Genomic DNA, 22,667 nt, shown 5'->3' with positions numbered 1-22,667 from the left:
TTTTTTATTTAGAGCCAGTATAGGAAGATGGCGAACATTGGAACATCTCCTGGAACGATTTGTAGAAATAGGATCGACTGTTGAATCCTGTTTTGTAAATGATCTCAGAAACGTTCAGATCCGAATTGGTTAGCAAATAAGCTGCACGTTTTAATCGGTATTGATTAAATAAAGCATGTGGTGTTTGACCAGTCAAAGCTCTTACTTTTTTGTACAGGGAGGTTTTACTCATTCCCAGATGGTTGGCCAAATGCTGTGCATCTAGCTGCGGATTACTCATTTCCTCTTTGATGAACTCATCTATTTGTTTGAAAAACTCATCATCTTTCTCACCTATTCCAAAAGAAGAAAACTCTTCTGTTTGGGAATTAATCGATTCAAATTTCTTCTTTAAGAGCTCACGTGTTCCAATTAGTTTCTCTACTCGGATCTTCAAGTGATCGGGATGGAAAGGTTTTGGAATGTAGGCATCGGCTCCAGATTTCAATCCTTCAATGCGTTCTTCCAGTTCACCTTTGGCAGTTAAAAGTATTACAGGTATATGACTTGTTTCTATTTTAGTTTTAACCACATCACACAGATCATAGCCACTCATTTCCGGCATGATCACATCACTGATGACTAAATCAATTTTCTTACTTTCCAGGATGTTCAATGCCTCTTGTGCTCTCGTGCAAGACGTCACATGATACATAGGAGACAGCATGTCTTTCAGTAAACTTAGAATCTGTTCATTGTCATCCACAATCAATAAGTTATGCTCAAAGCGTTCCAAACTAATGTTAATGAGTTCCTTGTCCAGATTGTCTTTATGATAAAACTCAGCCTGCACATGGTCATTGAGCCTGGTGAGCATGGCATTGTCTATCGTATCTTGATGTTGCTGTTCCTGAGTTGGGAGATTGCCTGGAAGCCAGAAGGTGAACTGTGTTCCTTCGTCTGTGTTACTGGTTACGTTGATCTCTCCGTGATGCAGGTTAATGAGCTTCTTGGTTAGCGATAATCCAATTCCTGCACTGTTAGCTGACGGTTCTTCCTTCTCATGATGTATGCTGGTAAATCGCTCAAAAATTCGATTGACTTCATTTTCAGGGATTCCCATGCCATTATCCTTGACGGAGAAATGTACGTTATCACCTTCATTCCAGATTTTCACATCTACTTTACCTCCTTGCTCGGTGTATTTTAGTGCATTGCTGATCAAGTTGATAAGGATTTTCTCCAGGATGTCAGAGTCCATCTGCGCTTGAAGTTCATCTGGAGCTTCATAGGTAAGAGCAATTTCTTTCTCCAGTGCATATTGACGGAAGCTGTGCAGTAATTCTTCGGTGAAGGCTATCACATTGATTGGACGAATGCGCAGTTGTTCTTTACCCATCTCCACTTTTCTAAACTGAATGAGCTCCTGAATGAGCTTTTGTAACCGAAGCGAGTTTCGATAGATCGAATGTGCAGCATTGTTGAGTTCTGCATTGGCTTTGGTCTTCTCCAAAAGCTTCACTGCTGGTCCAAGAATTAAAGTCAGTGGCGTTCTGAATTCATGAGCGATATCCGTAAAGAACTCTAGTTTGTATTTCTGTATCGTGTCGGCTTGTTCCTTTTTAAGGTTCTCGATTTCCCGTGCTTTCTTGCGTTTGGCTCTGTTTCGGGAGATTTGAATCAATCCCAATTGCGCGAGTATTGCCAGAATTCCATAAATCACATAGGCGGTGTTAGTTGCCCAGAATGGAGGGTTGATTGTGATCGCTAATTCCCTGATTTCAGGATTCCAATCACCATTTTCGTTGCTGTTGTTGAGTAAAAGAGTATAGTCGCCCGGAGGAATGTTGGTGAGGTTGATGTTCGATTGTCTGCCTATTTCTATCCAACGATCATCAAAGCCAGCCAATCGATAGCGATAAGAACATCGTTGTTTATGCCAATAATCCAGGGTGGTAAACCGGAAGGTCAAAAAGTTCTGATCATAAGTCAGATCAATGGATCTCTGAAAATCGATGTTTGTTTGAAGAATAGTCGAACTATCGCTTGGTGTTACCGAAACATTGTTGAGAGCAAAGTCAGTAATTACCAGTCGAGGGAAGGTGCTGCTCGTGTCTATTTTGGTTGGATCAACTATGTCAATTCCTTTAGTGCCGCCAAAGTAAAGAAGATTGTTCTTTACATCATGATAATAGGCTCCGTCGGTGTATTCATAGTTCAGAAGCCCATCGGTCCAGTTGAAGTTTTTGAAGGTGTTCGTAGCAGGAGTGAAGGCAAATAAGCCATTGTTGCTGGACAGCCACAAGCGGTTCATATTGTCTTCCAGTATCGCATGAATCGTATTATTGGCCAATCCTTCAGACTGGCTGTACTGCTCTACAGAGTAGTCACTCAGGTTAACTTTGTTCAATCCACCACTTGTACCAACCCAAAGCTTAAAGTGGTCGTCCAAATAGAGACTTAGAATGTCGTTATTGCTCAATGCATAGCGTTTGTTCTCACCCTCTTCCATGGAGTGAGTAAACTTTCTGGTCAAAGAGTTATAGCGATACAATCCTCCATTTCTGGTTCCAAACCAAAGGATGTTAGCTTCTTCGGAAGTGATTGCATACACGATATTACTTTTCAGAGCAATGTTGCCAAAAGGCTGGTCTGGTGTAATGGAGTAATATTCTTTCAACGCGTATTGTCCGGTACCTTTTTTGACGATATCCAGGTAGATGATTCCGTATCCGCTTGTTCCTAACCAGAGATGTCCATAGGCATCAAAGAACACCTTATACACCGAGCCAAAATATAGGTCTGAAGGAGCATTGATGAAATCTTCTGGGAAGTGCAGTACTTTACCAGTCCCATTTTCTAGCATGTCAATACCTTCATTGTCTACGCCCAGCCATACATTTCCATGCTTATCTGGTGCCATTGAAAGCACTGTATTGTCGCTAAGTCCTTTGCTTTTATTTAGTGTTTGGGTAGCATATTGAATCAATATGTTCAATCCACCACTTCGTGTTCCTGCATATACTTTGTTTTTATCCAAATAGATCGAGCGTACAATACTGTGAGAGAGTTTTCCTCCTGTGGTACCTTCTGATATTGGCATAAAGGCTCTGTCCTTGGTTAAATATTTATAGACACCATCACCATCTGTTCCTATCCAGAGAATTCCTTGCTGGGATTCATAAATGGAGAAGATTTTTAGCTTTCGGTCTGAGATAGCTGAAATGTTGTTGTTAAGGATTTTACTTTGAACTTCGGTTCCTGCAAAGGACAGTTTGAGTAACTGACCATCATTGGTTCCCAGGTAAACCGCTTCGCCATCTTTCGTTTTACCAAGTCCTGTGATCATTGCTTGATCTGTGTCAATGGTATATTCCTGAATAATGGCCCCTCCTTTTAGCTCTTTTACAAGTAATTGACCAGATTGATACTGATAGAAGTAGTAAAATCGGTTGTCAATGGCTACAAATCGCTGGAAGAAGACATTTGGCGACCAGCTAAGTTGTGTTGGTTTTTTAGGTCCTTCCGTAGCAAATAATTGCCCCTTGTCGTCAATCGCATAAACGACTCCCTGAAGTACACCGATGTTATGAATGTTTTTGGATGCTCCAGGTAGTTTGACTAGAGTAAACTCATCTCTCTTTTCATCATATTGACCGACACCCCATCCAACCAGGGATATATATAAGGTAGAATCTATAGAAAGAGTCGCTTTTAAATTGTTCTCCAGAAATGGAATGTCCTTGAGGTCGTGGAAGTAGCGATGAAACTGATTGAGTTTGCGATCATAGCGATTGATGCCATCGTGCGTTACTATCCATAAATTTTGAAATCGATCTTCAAGTATTTGTCTGACAATATTATTGCTGATAGACAATGTATCCTCAGTGATCGGTTTGTAACTCTCAATTTGTGCACCGTCGTATCTATTGAGCCCATCCCAGGTTCCAAACCATACATAATCCCGGTGATCCATGTAAATCGAGTTGATCGCACTATTAGATAGTCCTGATCGCTTGTCCACATGCTGCAATGGCCAGTCCGCCTGGGCGTGTAGATCTACTCCCAGTATTACGAAAATGATAAAATACACCCACGTCCATTGCTTTCTGCTCATCTGCTTGTCCTCTCTGGTATTTAAAGTGTCCAAAATAGTAAGAAAATAGAGGAATTTTCAGGCTCTGGACTATAGTAAACACAATTTGAACCATAGAGGACACATCGTGGCAATCGAATTATGAAATTGGCAATACGATACTTGAATGAAGTGTCAGTATTGATTGATTTCTAATAATTCATTTAAATAATATGGATATATCAAGAAGGTTTCAGCAGAATCCAATTCTTGTACCGAATAATGTAGCCCCGAGTACACCTGCTGTGAAGATCGAGTGCTTACTAAACCCAGGAGTTTTCAGGTTTAACAATAAAACCTGGCTTTTGGTGCGAGTAGCAGAGCGACCAGAGCAGGAAGAAGGTAAAACGACGCTTCCTATATATAACGAGGAGGGCCAGTTGGAGCTACTTACTTTTAACAACGACGACCCGAAGTTTGACGATAGTGACAAGCGTGTCTTTGAATACGATGGTGAGCACTACTTGTCCACACTCTCTCATTTAAGATTGCTTTCCAGTGAAGACGGCATTCATTTTTCAGAAGATCCTGCATACGGGCCAGTTTTTCCACTAGGTGCTCAGGAGACTTTTGGTATTGAAGATTGTAGAGTTTCTCAAATCGAAGACACCTATTATCTCACCTATACCAAGGTTTCTCCAACTGGAGTTGGTGTGGGATTGATTACCACCAAAGATTGGAAGAACTATGATCGTAAGGGAATGATCTTCCCCGCGCATAACAAAGACTGTGCGTTGTTCGAAGAGCCAATCAATGGAAAATATTTTGCGCTGCACAGACCGAGTAGTCCTTCAATAGGTGGAAACTACATCTGGATTGCCGAGTCTCCAGACCTGGAGCACTGGGGCAATCACCAGTGCATTGCTACTTCTCGCAAAGGTTACTGGGATAGCGCTCGAGTAGGAGCCGGAGCAGCACCAATCAAGACCGAAAAAGGCTGGTTAGAAATCTATCATGGAGCAGATGAGAACCATCGCTACTGTCTGGGGGCCTTGTTGCTAGACTTGAATGATCCGTCCAAAGTATTGGCACGAAGCGAAGAGCCAATCATGGAGCCGAATGTGGAATATGAGCAAACAGGGTTCTTCGGCAATGTGGTTTTTACCAATGGTCATCTGGTAGATGGTGATAAAGTAACCGTTTACTACGGCGCAAGCGATGAAGTGATCTGCGGTGCCGAGCTGTCCATAAGTGAAATATTAAAATCTCTTGGTGTATGAAATTGTTTGGCAAACTAACTAGGGAAACTTCCTTCTTCAAAGAGCAGCCACGTGACATGCAGGTGTTGCTGATGACCAATATGATCTACGCTTTTGTGTTGCCTGTCATTGAAATCTTTGTTGGTGCTTACATCATGCGAAGCAGCAACGATCCAAAAATCGTAGCGCTGTATCAATTGACAGTTTATACAGGAATTCCTTTCACGTTCATGATTAATGGATATTTATTGAGATGGTTCCGTATCAGCAATCTATACAGTTTCGGAATGCTGTTGAGTGGAGCATCCATGTTCGTGATGATGGGATTGGAGACACTTTCTTTTGAAGGTGTAGCAGTTGCCGGATTTTTAATGGGAGCTTCATTTGGTTTCTTCTGGGCAAACAGAGATTACCTTGCACTTGGAACAACCAACGATCAAAATAGAAATTACTACTACGGACTGGAGACCTTCTTCTACACCATCACGGCAATATTGGTGCCGTTGGCTGTGGGTTGGTTTTTAGGTGCTGCCAATAGAAATGGCTGGTTTGGAGGGCAGATGGTGCAGAGTTACCGCATGGTGACAGTAGCCGTGGTGGTTCTGACAATCCTTTCCAGTATTGTTATTCATAGGGATCGTTTCAAAAATCCCGCACAAAAGAAATTCCTCTTCTTCAAGTTTGATCAATTATGGAACAAGTTGATGGCCCTGGCTGGCCTCAAGGGAATGGTGCAAGGTTACCTGGTAACCGCACCAGCCATATTGATTATGAGACTTGTTGGTGATGAGGGCTCATTAGGATTGATACAGGGGGTGAGTGGGGCATTCACTGCGGTGATGCTCTACCTCATCGGCCGAATGACCAAACCTAAGCATCGTATTACCATTCTATCGGTTGGCTTAGTCATTTTCACTGTAGGGACACTTGTTAACGGAATCCTATTTTCATCAATCGGTGTGATGGTGTTTGTATTGTGTAAAGTACTCTTCCAGCCACTTCATGACATTGCGTATTTCCCAATTCAAATGCGAGTAATCGATGTGGTTTCTGCTAAGGAAAAGCGCAATGAGTTTGCCTACATCTTCAATCATGAGTTTGGCTTGTATCTGGGCAGATTCTTTGGACTTGGATTGTTCATTGCCCTGGCTACTTATGTGTCAGAAACATTCGCACTGAAATACTCTCTCATTGTCGTGGCAGTGTTGCAATTGTTGTCCATTCCATTGGCAAAACACATCACGAAGCAGACAGATGCCTACGAAGGAAAATCAAGTGAAACAGAAGAAGAACCTCTAATTGCAGTAGCAGCAGCAAATGAAACAACTATTTAATAGACATTATGTAATGGTTGCCATCACCACCTCACTGCTCATCAGTGGGTGTGGTGAAGCACCTCAGAAAATTACCCAAACAGCTATTAGCCGAGTGGAAGGAATGCCAAATCAGCCTGAGCCCTACAAGCAATTGAAGTGGAAGGAAAAGGCGATCAACTTCGATCAGTATGCTTTTGACTTCAATCAGGAAGGTGAATACATGCCATTGATTTGGTTGGATTCCTCCAAAAGAAACATTGATCAGGTGACTTATGGCATGTACACAGTTATTGGTGACGTGCGTCAGGGCTTCAAAGCACATCCTGATTTTCATGAGTCATTGACTTCACTTGGAGCATTGATGAGTGCAGGTCTTTCAGGAATTGATAAGACTAATCAGAACGGATACAATTTCGTGAAGATGGCTCAGAACTATTTCAATAGTGATAATGGCTGGAACATCGTCATGAACAACACCAATCCAGATATTGCAATGCTGGGTGGTGGATATGGTCGTGACTGGTGGTATGATGTGTATCCGAACGTGTTGTTTTATGGAGTAAGTGACCTCTTTCCAAATGTCGAGAATGCGGAGAATATCCAGCGCACGGTTGCTGAGCAGTTCTACAAAGCTGATTCTGTATTGAATGGCAATTACGAATACTCGTACTTTGATTATTCCACCATGACGGGAATGAACAATCACATTCCACCTCAGGAAGATGCAGCAGCCGGTCATGCTTATGTGTTGCTAAGTGCTTATAACAAATTCGGTGATGAGAAATATTTGGCTGGGGCCAAATCAGCAATCGAAGCGCTTGAAAATCTTAAAGAAAGCCGCTTTTATGAAGTGTTGCTTCCTTTTGGAGCATATGTAGCTGCTCGATTAAATGCAGAGCACGGCACCAACTATGACATTCTGAAAATTTTGAATTGGTCTTTCGATGGCTGTAAAGCTGAAAGAGGAAGAACCGGTTGGGGTGTGATCTCTGAAAAATGGGGACCTTATGATGTTCACGGCTTGCAAGGAAGTATCATCGATGGCGGAGGTTATGCCTTCTTGATGAACACTCACAGCATGGCTTGGCCTCTGGTTCCGATGGTGAAGTATGATCCATCTTATGCGAGAACGATCGGTAAGTGGATGCTAAACGCTTCCAACTCTACCAGATTATTCTACCCATACGAAATAGATGATGCGCATCAGTGGCTACCAGAAAAGAAAGGCATTACAAAGAATGTGGTTGCTTATGAAGGTCTAAGAAAGACGGATGCTTATGGCAAAGAGCGATTGAAAGGTGTGGAGCCAGTTGCATTAGGCGATGGTCCCAACTGGGTGCCTGGACAGCCAGAAGAATCCATGTTTAGTCTTTACAGTTCAGCCTATTCAGGGATCTATGGAGCTATTATCAAGCAAACCAACGTGGAGAAAATTCTTCAGTTGAATTGTAACGCTACGGATTTCTATAGTGCGAACAACTACCCAACTTATCTCTACTTCAACCCATTTGCGGAAAGCAAAACAGTGGAGTATGAAAACAAGAATGCCGGTTCGATTGACCTCTATGACGCGATCTCTCATACGCTGGTAGCAGAAAGGATTTCAGGAGTTGGTTCATTCGAAATCCCAGCGGATGAAGCAGTGCTATTGGTAGAGATTCCACACGGATTAAAGGTGGAATATAGCAATGGTAAATACTATGCGAATGATCAAGTGGTCGCTTATAAGTGATTGAAAATAAAAGGATTAATCAAAAGATGATGAAAATATACAAGTTACTATTCATGATGTGTCTGATGCTGGCGAGTTGGTCAGTGTCTGCACAGCAGCGAGTCACAGGAAAGGTGATCGATGAAACCGGTATGGAAGTAATTGGTGCCAGCGTATTCATCCAAAATACTACGATCGGAACCATCACTGACTATGAGGGAAACTATGCGTTCTCGGCTCCGGATTCCTTACAGGATGCCAATTTAGTGATCTCTTTCATCGGTTATGCAACTCAGATCATTCCAATGGGAGGTAAAACTCGCATAGATGTTAGTCTGGAGTTGGACAACAAACAGCTAGAGGAAGTAATCGTTGTTGGATATAGCACTCAAACGAAATCAGATGTAACTGGTGCTTTGGCATCGGTGAAAGGAAAGGATTTGAACGCTCTTCCAGTTGCGGGTATTGATCAGGCATTGCAGGGTCGTGCTCCTGGTGTGAACATCTCACAAGTCACTGGTGCTCCTGGTGAAGGAGTATCGGTTCGGATTCGAGGTATCGGTTCATTGAACAGTAGCAACGATCCATTGTATGTCGTAGATGGTGTGCCCACACGTGAAGTGTTGAACATCCTTTCTCCACAGGATATCGAAGAGATTACTATTCTGAAAGATGCATCTGCAGCGGCTCTTTATGGATCTCGTGCCAACAATGGTGTCGTTTTAATTACTACCAAAAAGGGATCAAAAGATCGCTCCATGATCACCATCAACTCTCAGGTTGGTGTGCAAACACACGGTAAGCTGACAGAGATGACCAACCGTGATCAGTATATCGAAATGTATAATGAAGCGGCTAACAATGACAATGCTTTCGTTTCAGACGACTTATTCAAAAGAGCTTTAATCACTGATGAAATTGCAGCCGGATTACCAGATGAAAATCACCTGGAAGCAATCTTCAGAACTGCAGTTATGCAGAACTACGGCATCACAGCAAGTGGCGGAAACGATAAGACTCAGTACTTGCTATCAATGACTTACTTCGATCAGGAGGGGATCATTATTGGAAGTGATTACGATCGATTGTCAGGTAGAATCAATCTAAATACGAAAATGAATGATTGGTTCACTACGGGATTGAATTTGAATGTATCAAGATCGCACAGAAGCATTATTGGAAGTTCTGGAGATGGAGCTGGTGGAAACGGTGGAAGTATTGTTCGATATGCTTTCTTCAGAACTCCTGCCATTCCAATTTATGACGAAAATGGTGATTATGTAGATCTTCCGCAGTATCCAGGGATGTTCGGAGATGGTTACAACCCTGTTGGATTGGCCAATTATTCAGATAACAACAGAACTACAGACAGATACTTTGGAAAAGTATTCGGAATCGTTCGATTCGCTGAGAATCTTAGACTGACCTCTAACTTTGGTTTTGATTCAGAAGATGGATTGCAAAGAAGGTTTGACAGAAACTGGGGTTCCAACGATCGAATCAACAACCCGAATCGATTGAATGTGCAAAATAACAGCGCAGTTTCCTGGACTAATAACAACGTTCTTCAATTTGATAAAAAGTTAGATAGTCATCGATTCAGTGTATTGGTTGGATCGGAAGCGATAAAGACAGAAGGCTATTTTTCAAGCCAAACAGGAAGAGACTTCCCAGATCAGGATCCGAATTTGGTGTATCTAGGCAATGGAATGGGCGAGCCTGCTGTAAGTGAAGGTCGATATGCATTCACCCTGTTGTCTTTCTTCGGTAAGGTTGACTATGATTTCAATGATAAATACCAGTTCAGTGCCTCTGTAAGAAGAGATGGTTCTTCACGCTTTGCGTCTGAGAACAAATGGGGAACGTTCTATGCGGTTTCAGGAGGTTGGAACTTGCACAAAGAAGCATTTCTAGAAAATGTAGACCTGATTTCTCAATTGAAATTAAGAGTGGGATATGGAGAAATTGGTAACCAGGAGATTGGAAACTATGCCTATTCTGATCTGATTAGTCCAAACTACAATTACCCGTTCACTGGTACATCATATAATGATGGCTATGCAGTAACTCAATTGGGTAACAACCAGGTGAAATGGGAATCCAGCAACCAGTTCAATACAGGTGTGGATTTCGAAATCAAACAAGGTGTATTGTATGGTTCAGTGGACTACTACTACAAGTTGACAACAGACATGCTGGTAAAAGCGCCAAACCCTGCAAGTGCGGGGTATGCTTCGGCTGCCTGGGTGAACAATGGTGAGATTTTGAATGAAGGTATTGAGTTGCTTTTAGGTTTCAGAAAGACTTACAATGATTTCAGCTTCAATATCTCTGGAAACGGAGCATATCTTCATAACGAGGTACTTAGCATGGATGGCTTCATTTCTGGTGGAGCGATCGGAAGCAACTACACCACGAGAACAGAAGAAGGCCACTCTATTGGATCATTCTACATGTATGAAATGGAAGGGATATTCCAGAATCAACTGGATATTTCAACGAGTGCCTATCAGGGGAGCAACATTCGTCCGGGAGATGTGAAATACAAAGATCAGAATGGCGATAACTACATAGATGAAAAGGATCGTACGCATGTAGGTAGTCCAATTCCAAAGTTCACAGCTGGACTTAATCTTATGGCTAATTACAAGAATTTCGATGCGACTTTATTCTTCCAGGGCGCCTACGGCTTTGATATCTACAATGTGGCATTCCATGATATTGAAGGATTCTACAGGCCATTCAACTTAACCAAAGAGTATTACGACAATCGCTGGACAGGTGAGGGTACATCTAATGAATATCCAAGAGCGTCCTGGAGTGGTTCGAATAACAACACCAGAATCTCTACTCGATTCCTGAGAGATGGATCTTACACTCGATTGAAGAACGTTCAGGTGGGATACAATTTCCCTCAAGCAACATTGGATAAACTGCACTTGACCCGACTGAGAGTTTATGTGTCGGCACAGAACCTATTGACCTTCACGAAATACTATGGGCTGGATCCTGAGATGACTACCAGTGACAATGCCACCAGTGATGGAGACATGGCAAGAAGCATCGACTGGGGTACTTATCCATCCGCTCGCTCTTACAATATCGGTGTAAACCTAAGCTTCTAAACACATAAGAATCATGAGAAAAAATATTCTATCTATCGCATTGCTCGGATCATTCTTATTTGGATGTGAAGACTTTTTGCAAGAAGATCTACAAGGCAATTATTCCAACGCTACGTTTTATCAAACGGAGGATCATGCAGAGTTGGCATTGACCGGAATTTACAATGCCGTTTCCTTCAGTGATGTTCGCAACCACCTTTGGGTATTTGGTGATGTGGCTTCCGATGATGCTGTGAAAGGTGGTCAGTCTGGAGATCAAAATGACATTCAGTTCATTGATGATTTCACCTATCAGCCAAGTAATGCTTACTTGAACAATATCTGGAAGCATTACTATGAAGGTATTACGAGGGCTAACTATTTGCTGGCCAGTCTTCCTGATATTGACATGGATGCGGAGAGAAAAGGAGAAATCCAGGGAGAGGCGCTGTTTCTAAGATCGTATTTCTACTTCCATTTGGTAAACATCTTCGGAGAAGTACCATTGAAATTGTTGCCTCCACTGACTTCAAATCAAATACATGTTCCACTGAGTAGTGTGGAAACTATCTATGCGCAGATTGATGAAGATCTGGAAACAGCAGCAAGCATTTTACCAGTATCAGCAAGTGGCCGCGTAACTTCAGGTGCAGCTTGGGGTTTATTGGCTAAATGCAGACTCTTTCAAGGAAATTATCAGGGATCATTAGATGCAATCACCGAATTGGAGTCTGCTGGTTCTTATGCATTGACTTCATTGTATACAGACAATTTCACTCTGGGAAATCAAGATAATTCAGAAACCGTATTTGCTATTCGACACCTCACAGGGATGTCTCCAAAGTTAGGATCTTACTTAAATCAATACTTTGCTCCACAGCCAGAGAATGGCTATTTCTTTAACTCTCCTACACAGGATTTTGTCGATGAATTTGAAGAAACCGGAGAGGCAGTCGTTGACCCGAGATTGGACTACTCAGTAGGTCGAGAAGGAACCAAATGGTTGAACGGTGAGGACTTTGTTCCGACCTGGTCACCAACAGGATTTATTAGCAAAAAACATTTGCAGCCGCTAGCAGAAGTGCCAAAGGGAACCAAAGGAGATGGTGGACTGAACTATGTCTACATGCGCTATGCGGAAGTTTTGCTCATGAAAGCAGAGGCTCTGAATGAATTGGGTAGAGGTTCTGAAGCTTTAGCTCCACTCAATGCAGTGCGCCAGCGAGCGAGAGAAAGCTATTTACATGATGAAGATCTTACTGGATTTGGAGCATTGCCAGCAGGCTTGCTTCCAGCAGTGACCACTACAGATACCAATCAACTTCGTGAGGCGATACGTCATGAGCGAAGAGTTGAGCTGGGGTTAGAGTTTCACAGATACTATGACCTCATGAGATACGGGAAAACCGCTGCTGAAGCGGCTCTTTCTGCAACCACCGATTTCAGCTATGAGGCCAATAGGTACTTCTTGTTGCCTCTGGCTGAGACGGATATCAATCAAGCAATCAATTAATAAATCTTAATAACCATCAAAACACATAATCTAAAAAACAGATGAATATGAGAACAAATTTCAAACACTTTTTATGGGTCTTTTCGCTAGTAGCGGTATCTATTCTTGCTTCTTGTTCGGATGATGATCCAGAGGTGCAAGTTGATAAAACTCAGCTTGCAGCGAAAATTACAGAAGCGAATACCGTATTGGACGCGAGCGTTGAAGGTACTGCTGAAGGCCAGTTTCAGATTGGATCAAAAGCAGGATTGGAAGCTGCTGTTGATCTTGCAGAACAAGTAAATGCATCTGAGGATGTTACTCAAACGGCAGTTGATAATGCAACTACAGCGTTGAATCAGGCGATCATCGATTTCCAGGCAAAAGAAGTTATTGCTATTGAGCCGGATGCATTGGTAGGTCACTGGACATTCGATGAAGGTGAAGGTACTTCTACAATAGATTTTTCTGGAAACGAAAGAACAGGTACACTGACAACTGGTCACAGCAACTGGGGTGCAGGTTCTCCTGAGTGGACTACAGATAGATATGGTAATGCTGCTAAGGCACTTCACTTTGGTGACGGAGCTAACGTAGAAATCCCTTATTCTACTGCATTGAATCCTGAAAATATGACGATTTCTCTGTGGGTAAATGCCGACGATGAAGGTGATATTTGGGCGAATAACTACATGGTATCAATGAACCGTTGGAACGGTTACAAGTTGCAATTGCAAGAAGCAAATAAAGCTTTTATGACTGTGAAAGCTGATGTGGATGGTGCTGCGGATCCTGCATATTATGATAGAGATAACGAATCACCTGAGCTTCCAAGAGGTTCATGGTTGCACGTTGCTGTATCATTCGGTGGTGGTGAAATGACTTTCTATGTAAATGGTCAGGAAATCAAAAAGTGGGACAATACCCCAGGTACTGCTATTTCTATTGCTGATGCGCCAGTTAACTTGACAATCGGTCAGGACTTACCAACTTCTACTTACTCAACTGATGAGTCAAGTCCTTACTACGTGGATTGGGGTGGATACTTCAAAGGTTCTTTGGATGAAGTTCGTATTTACAACAAAGTACTTACTGCTACACAGATTGCATCTATCTATGATGTAGAGAAAGTAGCCGAGTAATATATATTCCATTTAATACTTAATTAAGACTGTCTCAAAGGTTCTAAATAATGTCATTTCGAGGTAACGAGGTGCTCGACTAGAGAAATCTATCTCTTCAGAATATTAAGACTTTAAAATTCTAGAAAGATTTCTCCAAAGACGAAATGACACCTTGTGAGACAGTCTATTTTCCATCCAGACCTATGAGAAAAATCTACTTATGCCTGTTGGCTTTGTTCACATTGACTGGTCAATTACTGAATGCTCAGCAAATTGAACTTGATCGAGTAGCTCAGATGCCAGATCTACCTTCCACATATACTATGCGGGATTGGAAGGATGTGGCTAGAAAGTATGATAGTCTGGTCTTTAATATTTCTCAGGAAGGTGAGCATCTTCCTATTGTTACTTTAGGCTCAGAGGGAATCAATTACCCTGAGATTCAGCCTATTTTTATGGATAGCTATGTTGGGTCTAGTTCTCATGGACAGCAGCGAGAAGCTATCAACATTATTCCTTCCATTGTAGGTGCTACACTCGTTGGTGCTGATAAAACTTCCCAGTTCAATATTGATTGGGTAACAAAAGTTCGAGATTTCTATAATCTCAAAAATGAAGAATTGGTATACCTCAATGGGCCGTCCGATAACTCTGGTCATGATTGGTGGTATGAAACCATGCCTAACGTCTTCTTTTATCAATTGTATGATTTGTACCCTTCTACTGATGGCTTTGAAAATCAATTCATCAGTGTGGCGGATCGCTGGTTGGCGGCTGTGGAGGCAATGGGAGCGAATGATGCTCCATGGACTCAACCGGAAATGAATTATCGTGCCTGGAGTTTAACAGACATGCAGCCTTTGGATGAAGGTGTCAAAGAACCTGAAGCATCTGGAGCGATTGCCTGGATATTATATCAAGCTTATCAGCATACTTCAGATGAAAAATATTTAGTTGGAGCACAATGGGCTCTGGATTTTCTTAACTCAGAAACTGAGAATCCTTCTTACGAATTGCAGTTGTCTTACGGTGTGCTAACAGCCGCTAAGCTAAACGCTGAGTTTGGTGCAAATTATGATATAAATAAGCTACTCAACTGGTGTTTTGATCGTGGAGATCTGCGTGGCTGGGGCAGTGTTGTAGGCACCTGGGGAGGGGAAGATGTTTCAGGACTGATAGGTGAAGCCAATGATCAGGGCAATGATTATGTCTTTTTGATGAATGGCTTCCAGCAAGCAGCTTCATTAGCTCCTTTGGTTAAATACGACAAGCGATATGCAAAGTCCATTGCCAAATGGATTCTCAATGTAGCTAATGCTAGTAGACTTTTTTATTCCAAATACTTGCCTGAAAATCAACAATCCGATTATGCCTGGAGTCAGGCCAATGATCCACATTCGGTCATTGCTTATGAGGCGATCAAAGAAACCTGGGAAGGAACCGATCTGTATGCACAAGGAGATTCCAAAGGAGCAGGCTGGGCAGAGACCAATTTAGGCTTATATGGTTCTTCTCATGTTGGATATTTGGGCGCGTTGATCGATGAAACGAATGTTGAGGGCATCTTGCAGATAAATGTGAATGCAACTGATTTTTATAGCGCCAATGAGTTTTCAACTTATTTGTATTTCAATCCATATGATCAGGAGAAAGCAATAACTCTGGAGGTTGGAACGGAATCTCATGATCTATACGATGCCATTTCTGAAACAGTAATTCAGACCAATGTCAATGGATCACAAACGATCAGTATTCCCGCTAAAGGTGTAATTCTTGTGAGTTTGTTACCACCAGGTTCTGCATTGGAGGAGGTTAACGGAAAGTTATATACTGGAGAAGATATCGTCGATTACCATTATGGGTATGACTTCACCTCAGAAGTCCGAATTAAAAGCTTGGCGTCACCTACGGATCAGCTTGAGCTAGGTACCACTTCTGCTATTTATTGCACCACTTCTGGTGCTGAATCTGTGAGCTATCAATGGTTTGTTAATGATGAATTGCAAGAAGCTTCAGCGTCAGAACTAAGCTACATGCCTGCTGAATTAGGAAATGTGAAAATCAAGGTAATCGCTACTTCCGGAGGTCAATCCGTTTCAGATAGCTTATTTATTGAGGTGGTGGAGTTGATTCCGGAACCACCAGTAATTAACGCTATTACTTCAGAAAGTAACTGGTTTCGTCTCGGAACTACATTTACCGTAGATGCTTCAGTGACTGATCCTAAGGGTTTGGAATTGACATACGATTGGTCGGTTACAGGAGGAACGATAGTCTCTGAAAATGGTGCATCTATTGAAGTGACTTCAGTGGAGGAGGGGGTTGTTTCTCTGATGCTTACAGCTTCCAATGGGACCGAATCCAGTAGTGCTACAAAAGATCTGTTAATTGTGGATGAGCATGAACTTTCTGAACCTTTGCTTCAGTTGTCAATGAATCAAACCGTATCTGATCAAAGTGTAAACAATTTCAGCACCTCGTTGAGTGGAGGAAATTATGTGGAAGGTCCTGAGGAGGCGGCTTTAGAAGCTTTACGACTGTCAAGTCCTTCACATGAGTTATTGGTAACCAATTCTGATGAACTTAATTTCCGTGATCATATAGGAATATCACTATGGGTGAAGTTTACAAATTTCTCGGAAGAGCGTTTTTTGATTTCACATGGTAGCTGGGAGCAGAGATGGAAACTATCTACTACAGCTGATAAAAAACTTCGATGGACAGTCAATACTACCACTGGTATCAAGGATTTGGACAGCAGCGAGGAAATGGAGGTCGATCGATGGTATCATGTAGCGGTAGCTTACAATGGCTCTAGTATGCAGATGTATATAGATGGGATGTTGAATGCTTTTATTGCGCATTCCGGGCAGTTGAACCAATCGAGCGTTGCGATCACTGTTGGTAAGAGACTTCCTGGAGATGAACTATACGATATTAGGGGTTCCTTAGATGAAGTTCGTATATATGATGAAGCATTTGATCCAGAAAGCATGGTGAATCTTCTTAGTGAGTGGTCACCAAAAATTGTAACAGGCTTGACAGCTGATAATATGACTATTTATCCTAATCCTGCAACCTCATCTGTACAAATAAAAGTGAGTGCTGGTGATCAGGTAGAGCTCTATGATTTCTCTGGACGAATGGTCAAAGCAGTACTAACCAGAAACCAAAATGCGTCCTTTGTGACTGTTGATGTACGAGATATTCCAGAAGGAGTGTATTTGATTAGAACATCATCTAGTTCATTAGGACATTCATTGATTATCAAAAGATGAACAAACAACAGATTGTAGTTGGAATAGATATAGGTGGCTCACACATTACCGTAGCACCCGTTGATTTAACATCTGGCAAAATTATTACTGAAGGAACTTTCCGAGGAGAGGTGAATTCTAAAGGCTCAGTAGAGGAGGTTATTCAAAATTGGGGGACGGTTATTACATCTTGTATCAATTTTTGTGGTGCAACCAAATTGGGGATTGCCATGCCTGGTCCGTTCGATTATGAAAAAGGAATTGCATTGATTAAGGATAACAACAAGTATGAAGCGCTATATGGTCTCAATGTAAAAGAGCTGCTCGCCGAATCGTTGAATTTGTCAACCACAGATGTTTTGATGAAAAATGATGCTGGCTGTTTCTTGCAAGGAGAGGCTGTAAGTGGTGCTGCTCGTAAATATTCCAGAGGTATTGGAATGACTTTGGGTACAGGTATTGGTACTGCCTTCATGGAAAATTCCCTTGCTGACGATGCTTCCATGTGGTGTTCTCCTTTTAAGGATGGTGTGGCCGAAGATTACATTTCTACGTTGTGGTTTGAACAACAGTATGTACTTCGGACTGGGAATAAGAAGTCTGTGAAAGACATGGCACTTACCCATGATCAAGATGAAGTTGCGCGGGCATTATTTTTAGAGTTTGCTCAAAATTTTGGCGAGTTCATTGTAGGTTTTGCGCAGCAACGGAAACCTGAGGTGATTGTAGTTGGAGGCAATATCATGAAGTCTTCCCAATTGTTTATGCCTCGTGTATTCGAGATACTAGGGGATAATGATATTTCCATTCCTGTTAAGTGCGCTGAACTAGGAGAAGAAGCTGCCATTATTGGAGCAGCCTCTTTACACAGATGAAACTCTGAAATTCGTCACTCCCTGAATCATACGGTTTATTTCATGACTTGGAAGAACTATCATTGATTCTAAGGGAGTCTAAAATATGGAGGCATAATAGATTCCCCTAGAATTTAAATTGATGAAGAGGAAGATTTTTTATCGATCATTATATTCAGGGAATGACGAATTTGACCTTACTGCAATTCTTGTACTTGATCAAAAAGGTCTGATAACTTAGGATTAAAAGAATAGATGAGTTTGTCTTTCATTTCTGTTGTGTACTTTTTAATCCTCTTTTCTCTGTGAATTGCATCCTGAATCGTTGGATGAAATTCAAAATAGACTAAATCGTGGCATTTATATTTTACAGTAAATGCGGAGCCAAACCCATTTTTATGTTCCCATATCCGATTATAAAGATTACTTGTGACACCAGTATATAGGACTGTCCTCGATTTATTGGAAACAATGTATGTGTAGCCGCCTTTTGCACTCATTTTTAAAAGATAGGAGGATTGTGGTTTTATTCAAAACACCTTTTGTCGTCACTCCCTGAATTATGCGGTATATTTCATGACTTGGAAGAACTATCATTGATTCTAAGGGAGTCTAATTTATGCAGGCATAATAGATTCCCCTAGAATTTAAATTGATGAAGAGGAAGATTTTTTACTGATCCTCAATTTCGGGGAATGACGTGTATTAATTTATCGTCACTCCCTGAATCATAGGACTTATTTCATGATTTGGAAGAACAATGACTGATTCTAAGGGAGTCCAATTCTTGTGGCAAAATAGATTCCCCTAGAATTTAAATTGATGAAGAGGAAGATTTTTTATTGATCCTCAAATTCGGGGAATGACGTTTGGTGATAATCACCAATCCAATACAAACTTGTGTTCCTTCAGCGATTGGTATACTTCCTCGTTGAATCGATAAAGTTTGGCGGCACGATGAGAGACATTGTCTTGTTTTTCATCACAATCGATCAGCAACTTCATGCCGAGCATCTTTCTGCGAAAGTTCGGCTTATCTAACTTAATCTGAAGAATTGATTCGTATAGGTTTTGTAATTGAAGTAAGGTGAATTTCTTTGGCAATAAGTTAAATCCAATTGGCTCCTGCTTCACTTTGTGCTTTAGCTGATCCCAGGCATATTGCAAGATCTCCTGATGATCATAAGGTAGGTCAGGTATATCATTGATCGAGAACCATTGCGCATCAGAAGCAGTAAACCCAGCTACAACATCATAATCTGAATCTCGAATTAAAGTGTAGTAAGCGACTGTAACCACACGTTTAGAAGGGAAACGTTCTACTGAGCCGAAAGCTTTCAGCTGCTCTAAAAACAAATTATCTACACCTGTCAGTAAATTGAGGATACGATTAGCAGCCTGATCCAGTGATTCATCATAGGTGATCCATCCACCAGGCAAGGCCCATTTGCCTTTGCTAATTCCTTCTGCATGTTTTACTAGCAAAACTTTAAGTTCATCGGTAAAACCAAATATGACACAGTCTATGGACAGGTCGTCCATAATTTGTTGCTCCACAGTCGTGTTTTTTTAATCCAACGCAATACTAAGATAAATAAATTTCAACAAGTAATAGTCAAAAAGACTATAAGTGTTATATTTGGGTACAACAACTTACTAAAAATGTATTTTATCGGATACGATATCGGTAGTTCCAGCGTCAAGGCGGCCCTTTTGGATGGCGAAACTAATCGTCAACTAGCCGTGGCACATTATCCGGAGACCGAACTAGAAATAAGCAGTCCACAGCCTGGATTTGCCGAGCAAGACCCTGAAATGTGGTGGGAATGTGTCCAAAAGGCTACTCGTCTGGTTTTGGATAAAGCCAAAATCGATGCTTCCAAAGTAAAAGGAATTGGTATTTCTTATCAAATGCATGGATTAGTAATGGTGGATAAGGACTTATATGTTATTAGGCCTTCCATTATTTGGTGTGATAGTCGAGCGGTACCGGTAGGAGACGTGCTTTTGCAAATCATTGGCGAGGAACGAAGCAACGAGCACATGCTCAATGCTCCAGGTAATTTCACAGCCGCTAAACTCAAATGGGTAAAGGATAATGAACCCGAGCTTTTTGCCAAAGTGCACAAAATCATGTTGCCAGGGGATTATGTGGCGATGAAGCTCACTGGACTTTGTACTACTACTGTTTCTGGATTATCTGAAGGTATTTTCTGGGACTTTAAGAACGAAGAGTTATCCAAGCCTCTGATGAATGCTTGCGGATTTGATGAGAGTGTTATTTCTACTATCGTACCAACATTCGGAGAGCAAGGAACCTTAACTTCAGAAGCGGCCAATATATTAGGATTAAGTGGGGGTATCCATGTTGCGTACCGTGCTGGTGATCAGCCAAATAATGCACTTTCTTTGGGAGTTTTCAATCCTGGGGAAATTGCCGCAACTGGTGGTACATCTGGTGTGGTATATGGAGTGCAGGGTGAGCCTGTTTATGATCCAAAATCACGCGTCAACAGTTTTGCTCACGTCAATCATACTTCAGCAGATCCTCGTATTGGAGTGCTCCTTTGTATCAATGGATCAGGAAGTCAATACCGATATGTTCGTCAGATGATCGCTCAAAATGGATTGTCTTATCCGGAAATGGAAGAAAAAGCTTCTGCTATATCTATAGGATCTGATGGTTTGCGGATGTTGCCTTTCGGCAATGGTGCAGAGCGAATGTTGTCAAACCAGGATCCAGGAGCTACTGTGCTCGGTCTTCAATTCAATAGACACCAACAGTCACATTTTTATCGCGCTGCATTGGAAGGAATTGCATTCTCTTTCATGTACGGTATGGAAGTGATGCAAGAGCTTGGTTTGGATATCAACAAACTAAGAGTAGGAAATGACAACTTATTCCAATCCAATATTTTCAGTACCACGATTGCCTCACTTTCAGGAGCACCCATCGAAATGGTAGAAACCACAGGTGCTATAGGAGCAGCGAGAGGTGCCGCGTATGGGTTGGGGTATTATAAAACATTAGCAGAAGCTGTAGCTGGGGACACCATTTTGAAAGTGTATCAGCCGGCTTCTGGAAATTATCAGGAAGCTTACCAAAGCTGGAAAAACGAATTAATCAAAATCTTAAACAAATAACCATGAGTGATATCTTATTAGGAGATAAAGAATATTTCAAAGGAATTGGAAAAATCCAGTTCGAGGGAAGAGAGTCTGACAATCCATTAGCGTTTAAATGGTATGACGAAAACAAGGTAGTAGCAGGTAAGACCCTAAAGGAGCATTTCCGATTTGCTATTGCTTATTGGCATACACTATGTGGAACTGGTGGCGATCCATTTGGCCCGGGAACGAAGGAGTTTCCCTGGAGTGTCAATGCAGATGCATACCAGGCTGCTAAAGATAAAATGGATGCTGGTTTTGAGTTCATTACTAAAATTGGTGCGCCATATTTCTGTTTCCATGATTTTGATTTGATTGATGAGGCAGATACGATGGCCGAGTCTCAAAAGCGTCTGGACTTCATCACAGACTATGCAAAAGAGAAAATGGCTGCTTCTGGTGTGAAATTGCTTTGGGGTACTGCCAATCTATTCTCCAATCCACAATACATGAACGGAGCATCAACTAACCCTGATTTCAACGTAGTTGCTAGAGCTGGAGCCCAACTGAAAGGTGCTTTGGATGCTACCATCAAATTGAATGGTGAAAACTACGTGTTCTGGGGTGGTAGAGAAGGTTATATGAGCCTGCTCAACACTGATATGAAACGTGAGCAGGATCACCTGGCTCAGTTCTTAACGATGGCGAGAGATTATGCAAGAGCTCAAGGATTCAAAGGAACATTCTTCATTGAGCCAAAGCCAATGGAGCCTACCAAACATCAGTATGATTTCGATTCAGCAACTGTGATTGCCTTCTTAAGAGAGCATAATTTGATGAATGATTTCAAATTGAACCTGGAAGTAAACCACGCAACTCTAGCACAGCATACGATGCAGCACGAAATGCAGGTTGCGGCAAATGCAGGTCTTTTAGGTAGTATGGATGCTAACCGTGGAGACTATCAGAATGGATGGGATACTGATCAATTCCCAACAAACTTGAATGAGTTGACTGAGATGATGTTGATCTTCTTAGAAGTAGGAGGTCTACAAGGTGGCGGTATCAACTTCGATGCGAAAACCAGAAGAAACTCTACTGATCTGGACGATATCTTCCATGCACACATTGGAGGTATGGACGCATTTGCTAGAGCATTGATTACCGCAGATAAGATCTTGACAGATTCAAGCTATGCAAAACTGAAAGCTGAGCGTTATGCTTCGTTTGATAGTGGAAATGGCAAGGAATTTGAGACAGGAAAACTGACTTTGGAGCAGTTAGCAAAACTTGGCGACAACACGGAGTTGAAGAGCGGAAAACAAGAGTTGTTTGAAAACATTATTAATAATTACATCTAAGAAATTTAAAAACACTTCTTTATACTA

The 22,667-nt window shown here is 41.7% G+C and carries 13 protein-coding genes; 10 read left to right on the top strand and 3 right to left on the bottom strand.

Translation table 11 applies throughout. The features are described 5' to 3' along the window. Positions 1-4: 4 nt before the first annotated feature. Entirely contained in the window at positions 5-4,096 is a 4,092-nt protein-coding gene (locus NXS00_RS25245) for a hybrid sensor histidine kinase/response regulator transcription factor (protein ID WP_258102078.1), read from the bottom strand. Positions 4,097-4,287: 191 nt separating this feature from the next. On the opposite strand from NXS00_RS25245, the gene NXS00_RS25240 reads away from it, so the two are divergent. The 8 genes from NXS00_RS25240 to NXS00_RS25205 all read left to right on the top strand — a co-directional run bounded on the left by NXS00_RS25240 (position 4,288) and on the right by NXS00_RS25205 (position 18,192). After that, a complete protein-coding gene (locus NXS00_RS25240) occupies positions 4,288-5,334 on the top strand; it encodes a glycoside hydrolase family 130 protein (RefSeq protein ID WP_258102077.1) in 1,047 nt (348 codons plus the stop codon). After that, positions 5,331-6,647, top strand: coding sequence for an MFS transporter (locus NXS00_RS25235; RefSeq protein ID WP_258102076.1), 1,317 nt, complete (start codon positions 5,331-5,333; stop codon positions 6,645-6,647). The genes NXS00_RS25240 and NXS00_RS25235 overlap by 4 nt, the downstream gene beginning before the upstream one ends. Further along, on the top strand, positions 6,631-8,361 hold the full coding sequence (locus NXS00_RS25230; protein WP_258102075.1) for a hypothetical protein: 1,731 nt from the start codon (positions 6,631-6,633) through the stop codon (positions 8,359-8,361). Before NXS00_RS25235 ends, NXS00_RS25230 begins: the two co-directional genes overlap by 17 nt. A 26-nt stretch (positions 8,362-8,387) precedes the next feature. Continuing rightward, positions 8,388-11,465 carry a SusC/RagA family TonB-linked outer membrane protein gene (locus NXS00_RS25225; RefSeq protein ID WP_258102074.1) on the top strand — a complete coding sequence of 1,026 codons (3,078 nt, stop codon included), beginning with the start codon at positions 8,388-8,390 and terminating at the stop codon, positions 11,463-11,465. A 13-nt stretch (positions 11,466-11,478) separates the two neighbouring features. Further along, a complete protein-coding gene (locus NXS00_RS25220; protein ID WP_258102072.1) occupies positions 11,479-12,957 on the top strand; it encodes a RagB/SusD family nutrient uptake outer membrane protein in 1,479 nt (492 codons plus the stop codon). Between the two features lie 47 nt (positions 12,958-13,004). Then, a complete protein-coding gene (locus NXS00_RS25215) occupies positions 13,005-14,078 on the top strand; it encodes a LamG-like jellyroll fold domain-containing protein (protein ID WP_258102071.1) in 1,074 nt (357 codons plus the stop codon). A 185-nt stretch (positions 14,079-14,263) separates the two neighbouring features. After that, positions 14,264-17,338 carry a LamG-like jellyroll fold domain-containing protein gene (locus NXS00_RS25210; RefSeq protein WP_258102070.1) on the top strand — a complete coding sequence of 1,025 codons (3,075 nt, stop codon included), beginning with the start codon at positions 14,264-14,266 and terminating at the stop codon, positions 17,336-17,338. Beyond that, positions 17,335-18,192, top strand: coding sequence for an ROK family protein (locus NXS00_RS25205; RefSeq protein ID WP_258102069.1), 858 nt, complete (start codon positions 17,335-17,337; stop codon positions 18,190-18,192). Before NXS00_RS25210 ends, NXS00_RS25205 begins: the two co-directional genes overlap by 4 nt. A gap of 176 nt (positions 18,193-18,368) precedes the next feature. Here the strand turns inward: NXS00_RS25205 and NXS00_RS25200 are convergent, their stop codons facing one another. Beyond that, positions 18,369-18,671, bottom strand: a complete 303-nt coding sequence (locus NXS00_RS25200) for a GIY-YIG nuclease family protein (RefSeq protein WP_258102068.1) — start codon at positions 18,669-18,671, stop codon at positions 18,369-18,371. 379 nt (positions 18,672-19,050) lie between these two features. Further along, positions 19,051-19,728 carry an NUDIX hydrolase gene (locus tag NXS00_RS25195; RefSeq protein ID WP_258102067.1) on the bottom strand — a complete coding sequence of 226 codons (678 nt, stop codon included), beginning with the start codon at positions 19,726-19,728 and terminating at the stop codon, positions 19,051-19,053. A gap of 105 nt (positions 19,729-19,833) precedes the next feature. On the opposite strand from NXS00_RS25195, the gene NXS00_RS25190 reads away from it, so the two are divergent. Then, a complete protein-coding gene (locus tag NXS00_RS25190; RefSeq protein WP_258102066.1) occupies positions 19,834-21,315 on the top strand; it encodes a xylulokinase in 1,482 nt (493 codons plus the stop codon). Positions 21,316-21,317: 2 nt separating this feature from the next. Then, positions 21,318-22,640: a xylose isomerase gene (gene xylA, locus NXS00_RS25185; RefSeq protein WP_258102065.1), complete on the top strand. Its 1,323-nt coding sequence runs from the start codon at positions 21,318-21,320 to the stop codon at positions 22,638-22,640. Positions 22,641-22,667: the final 27 nt, after the last annotated feature.

Source organism: Marinoscillum pacificum (genome assembly GCF_024714495.1).
Classification (GTDB): Bacteria; Bacteroidota; Bacteroidia; order Cytophagales; family Cyclobacteriaceae; genus Marinoscillum; species Marinoscillum pacificum.
This window is presented reverse-complemented; position numbering and strand designations above follow the sequence as displayed.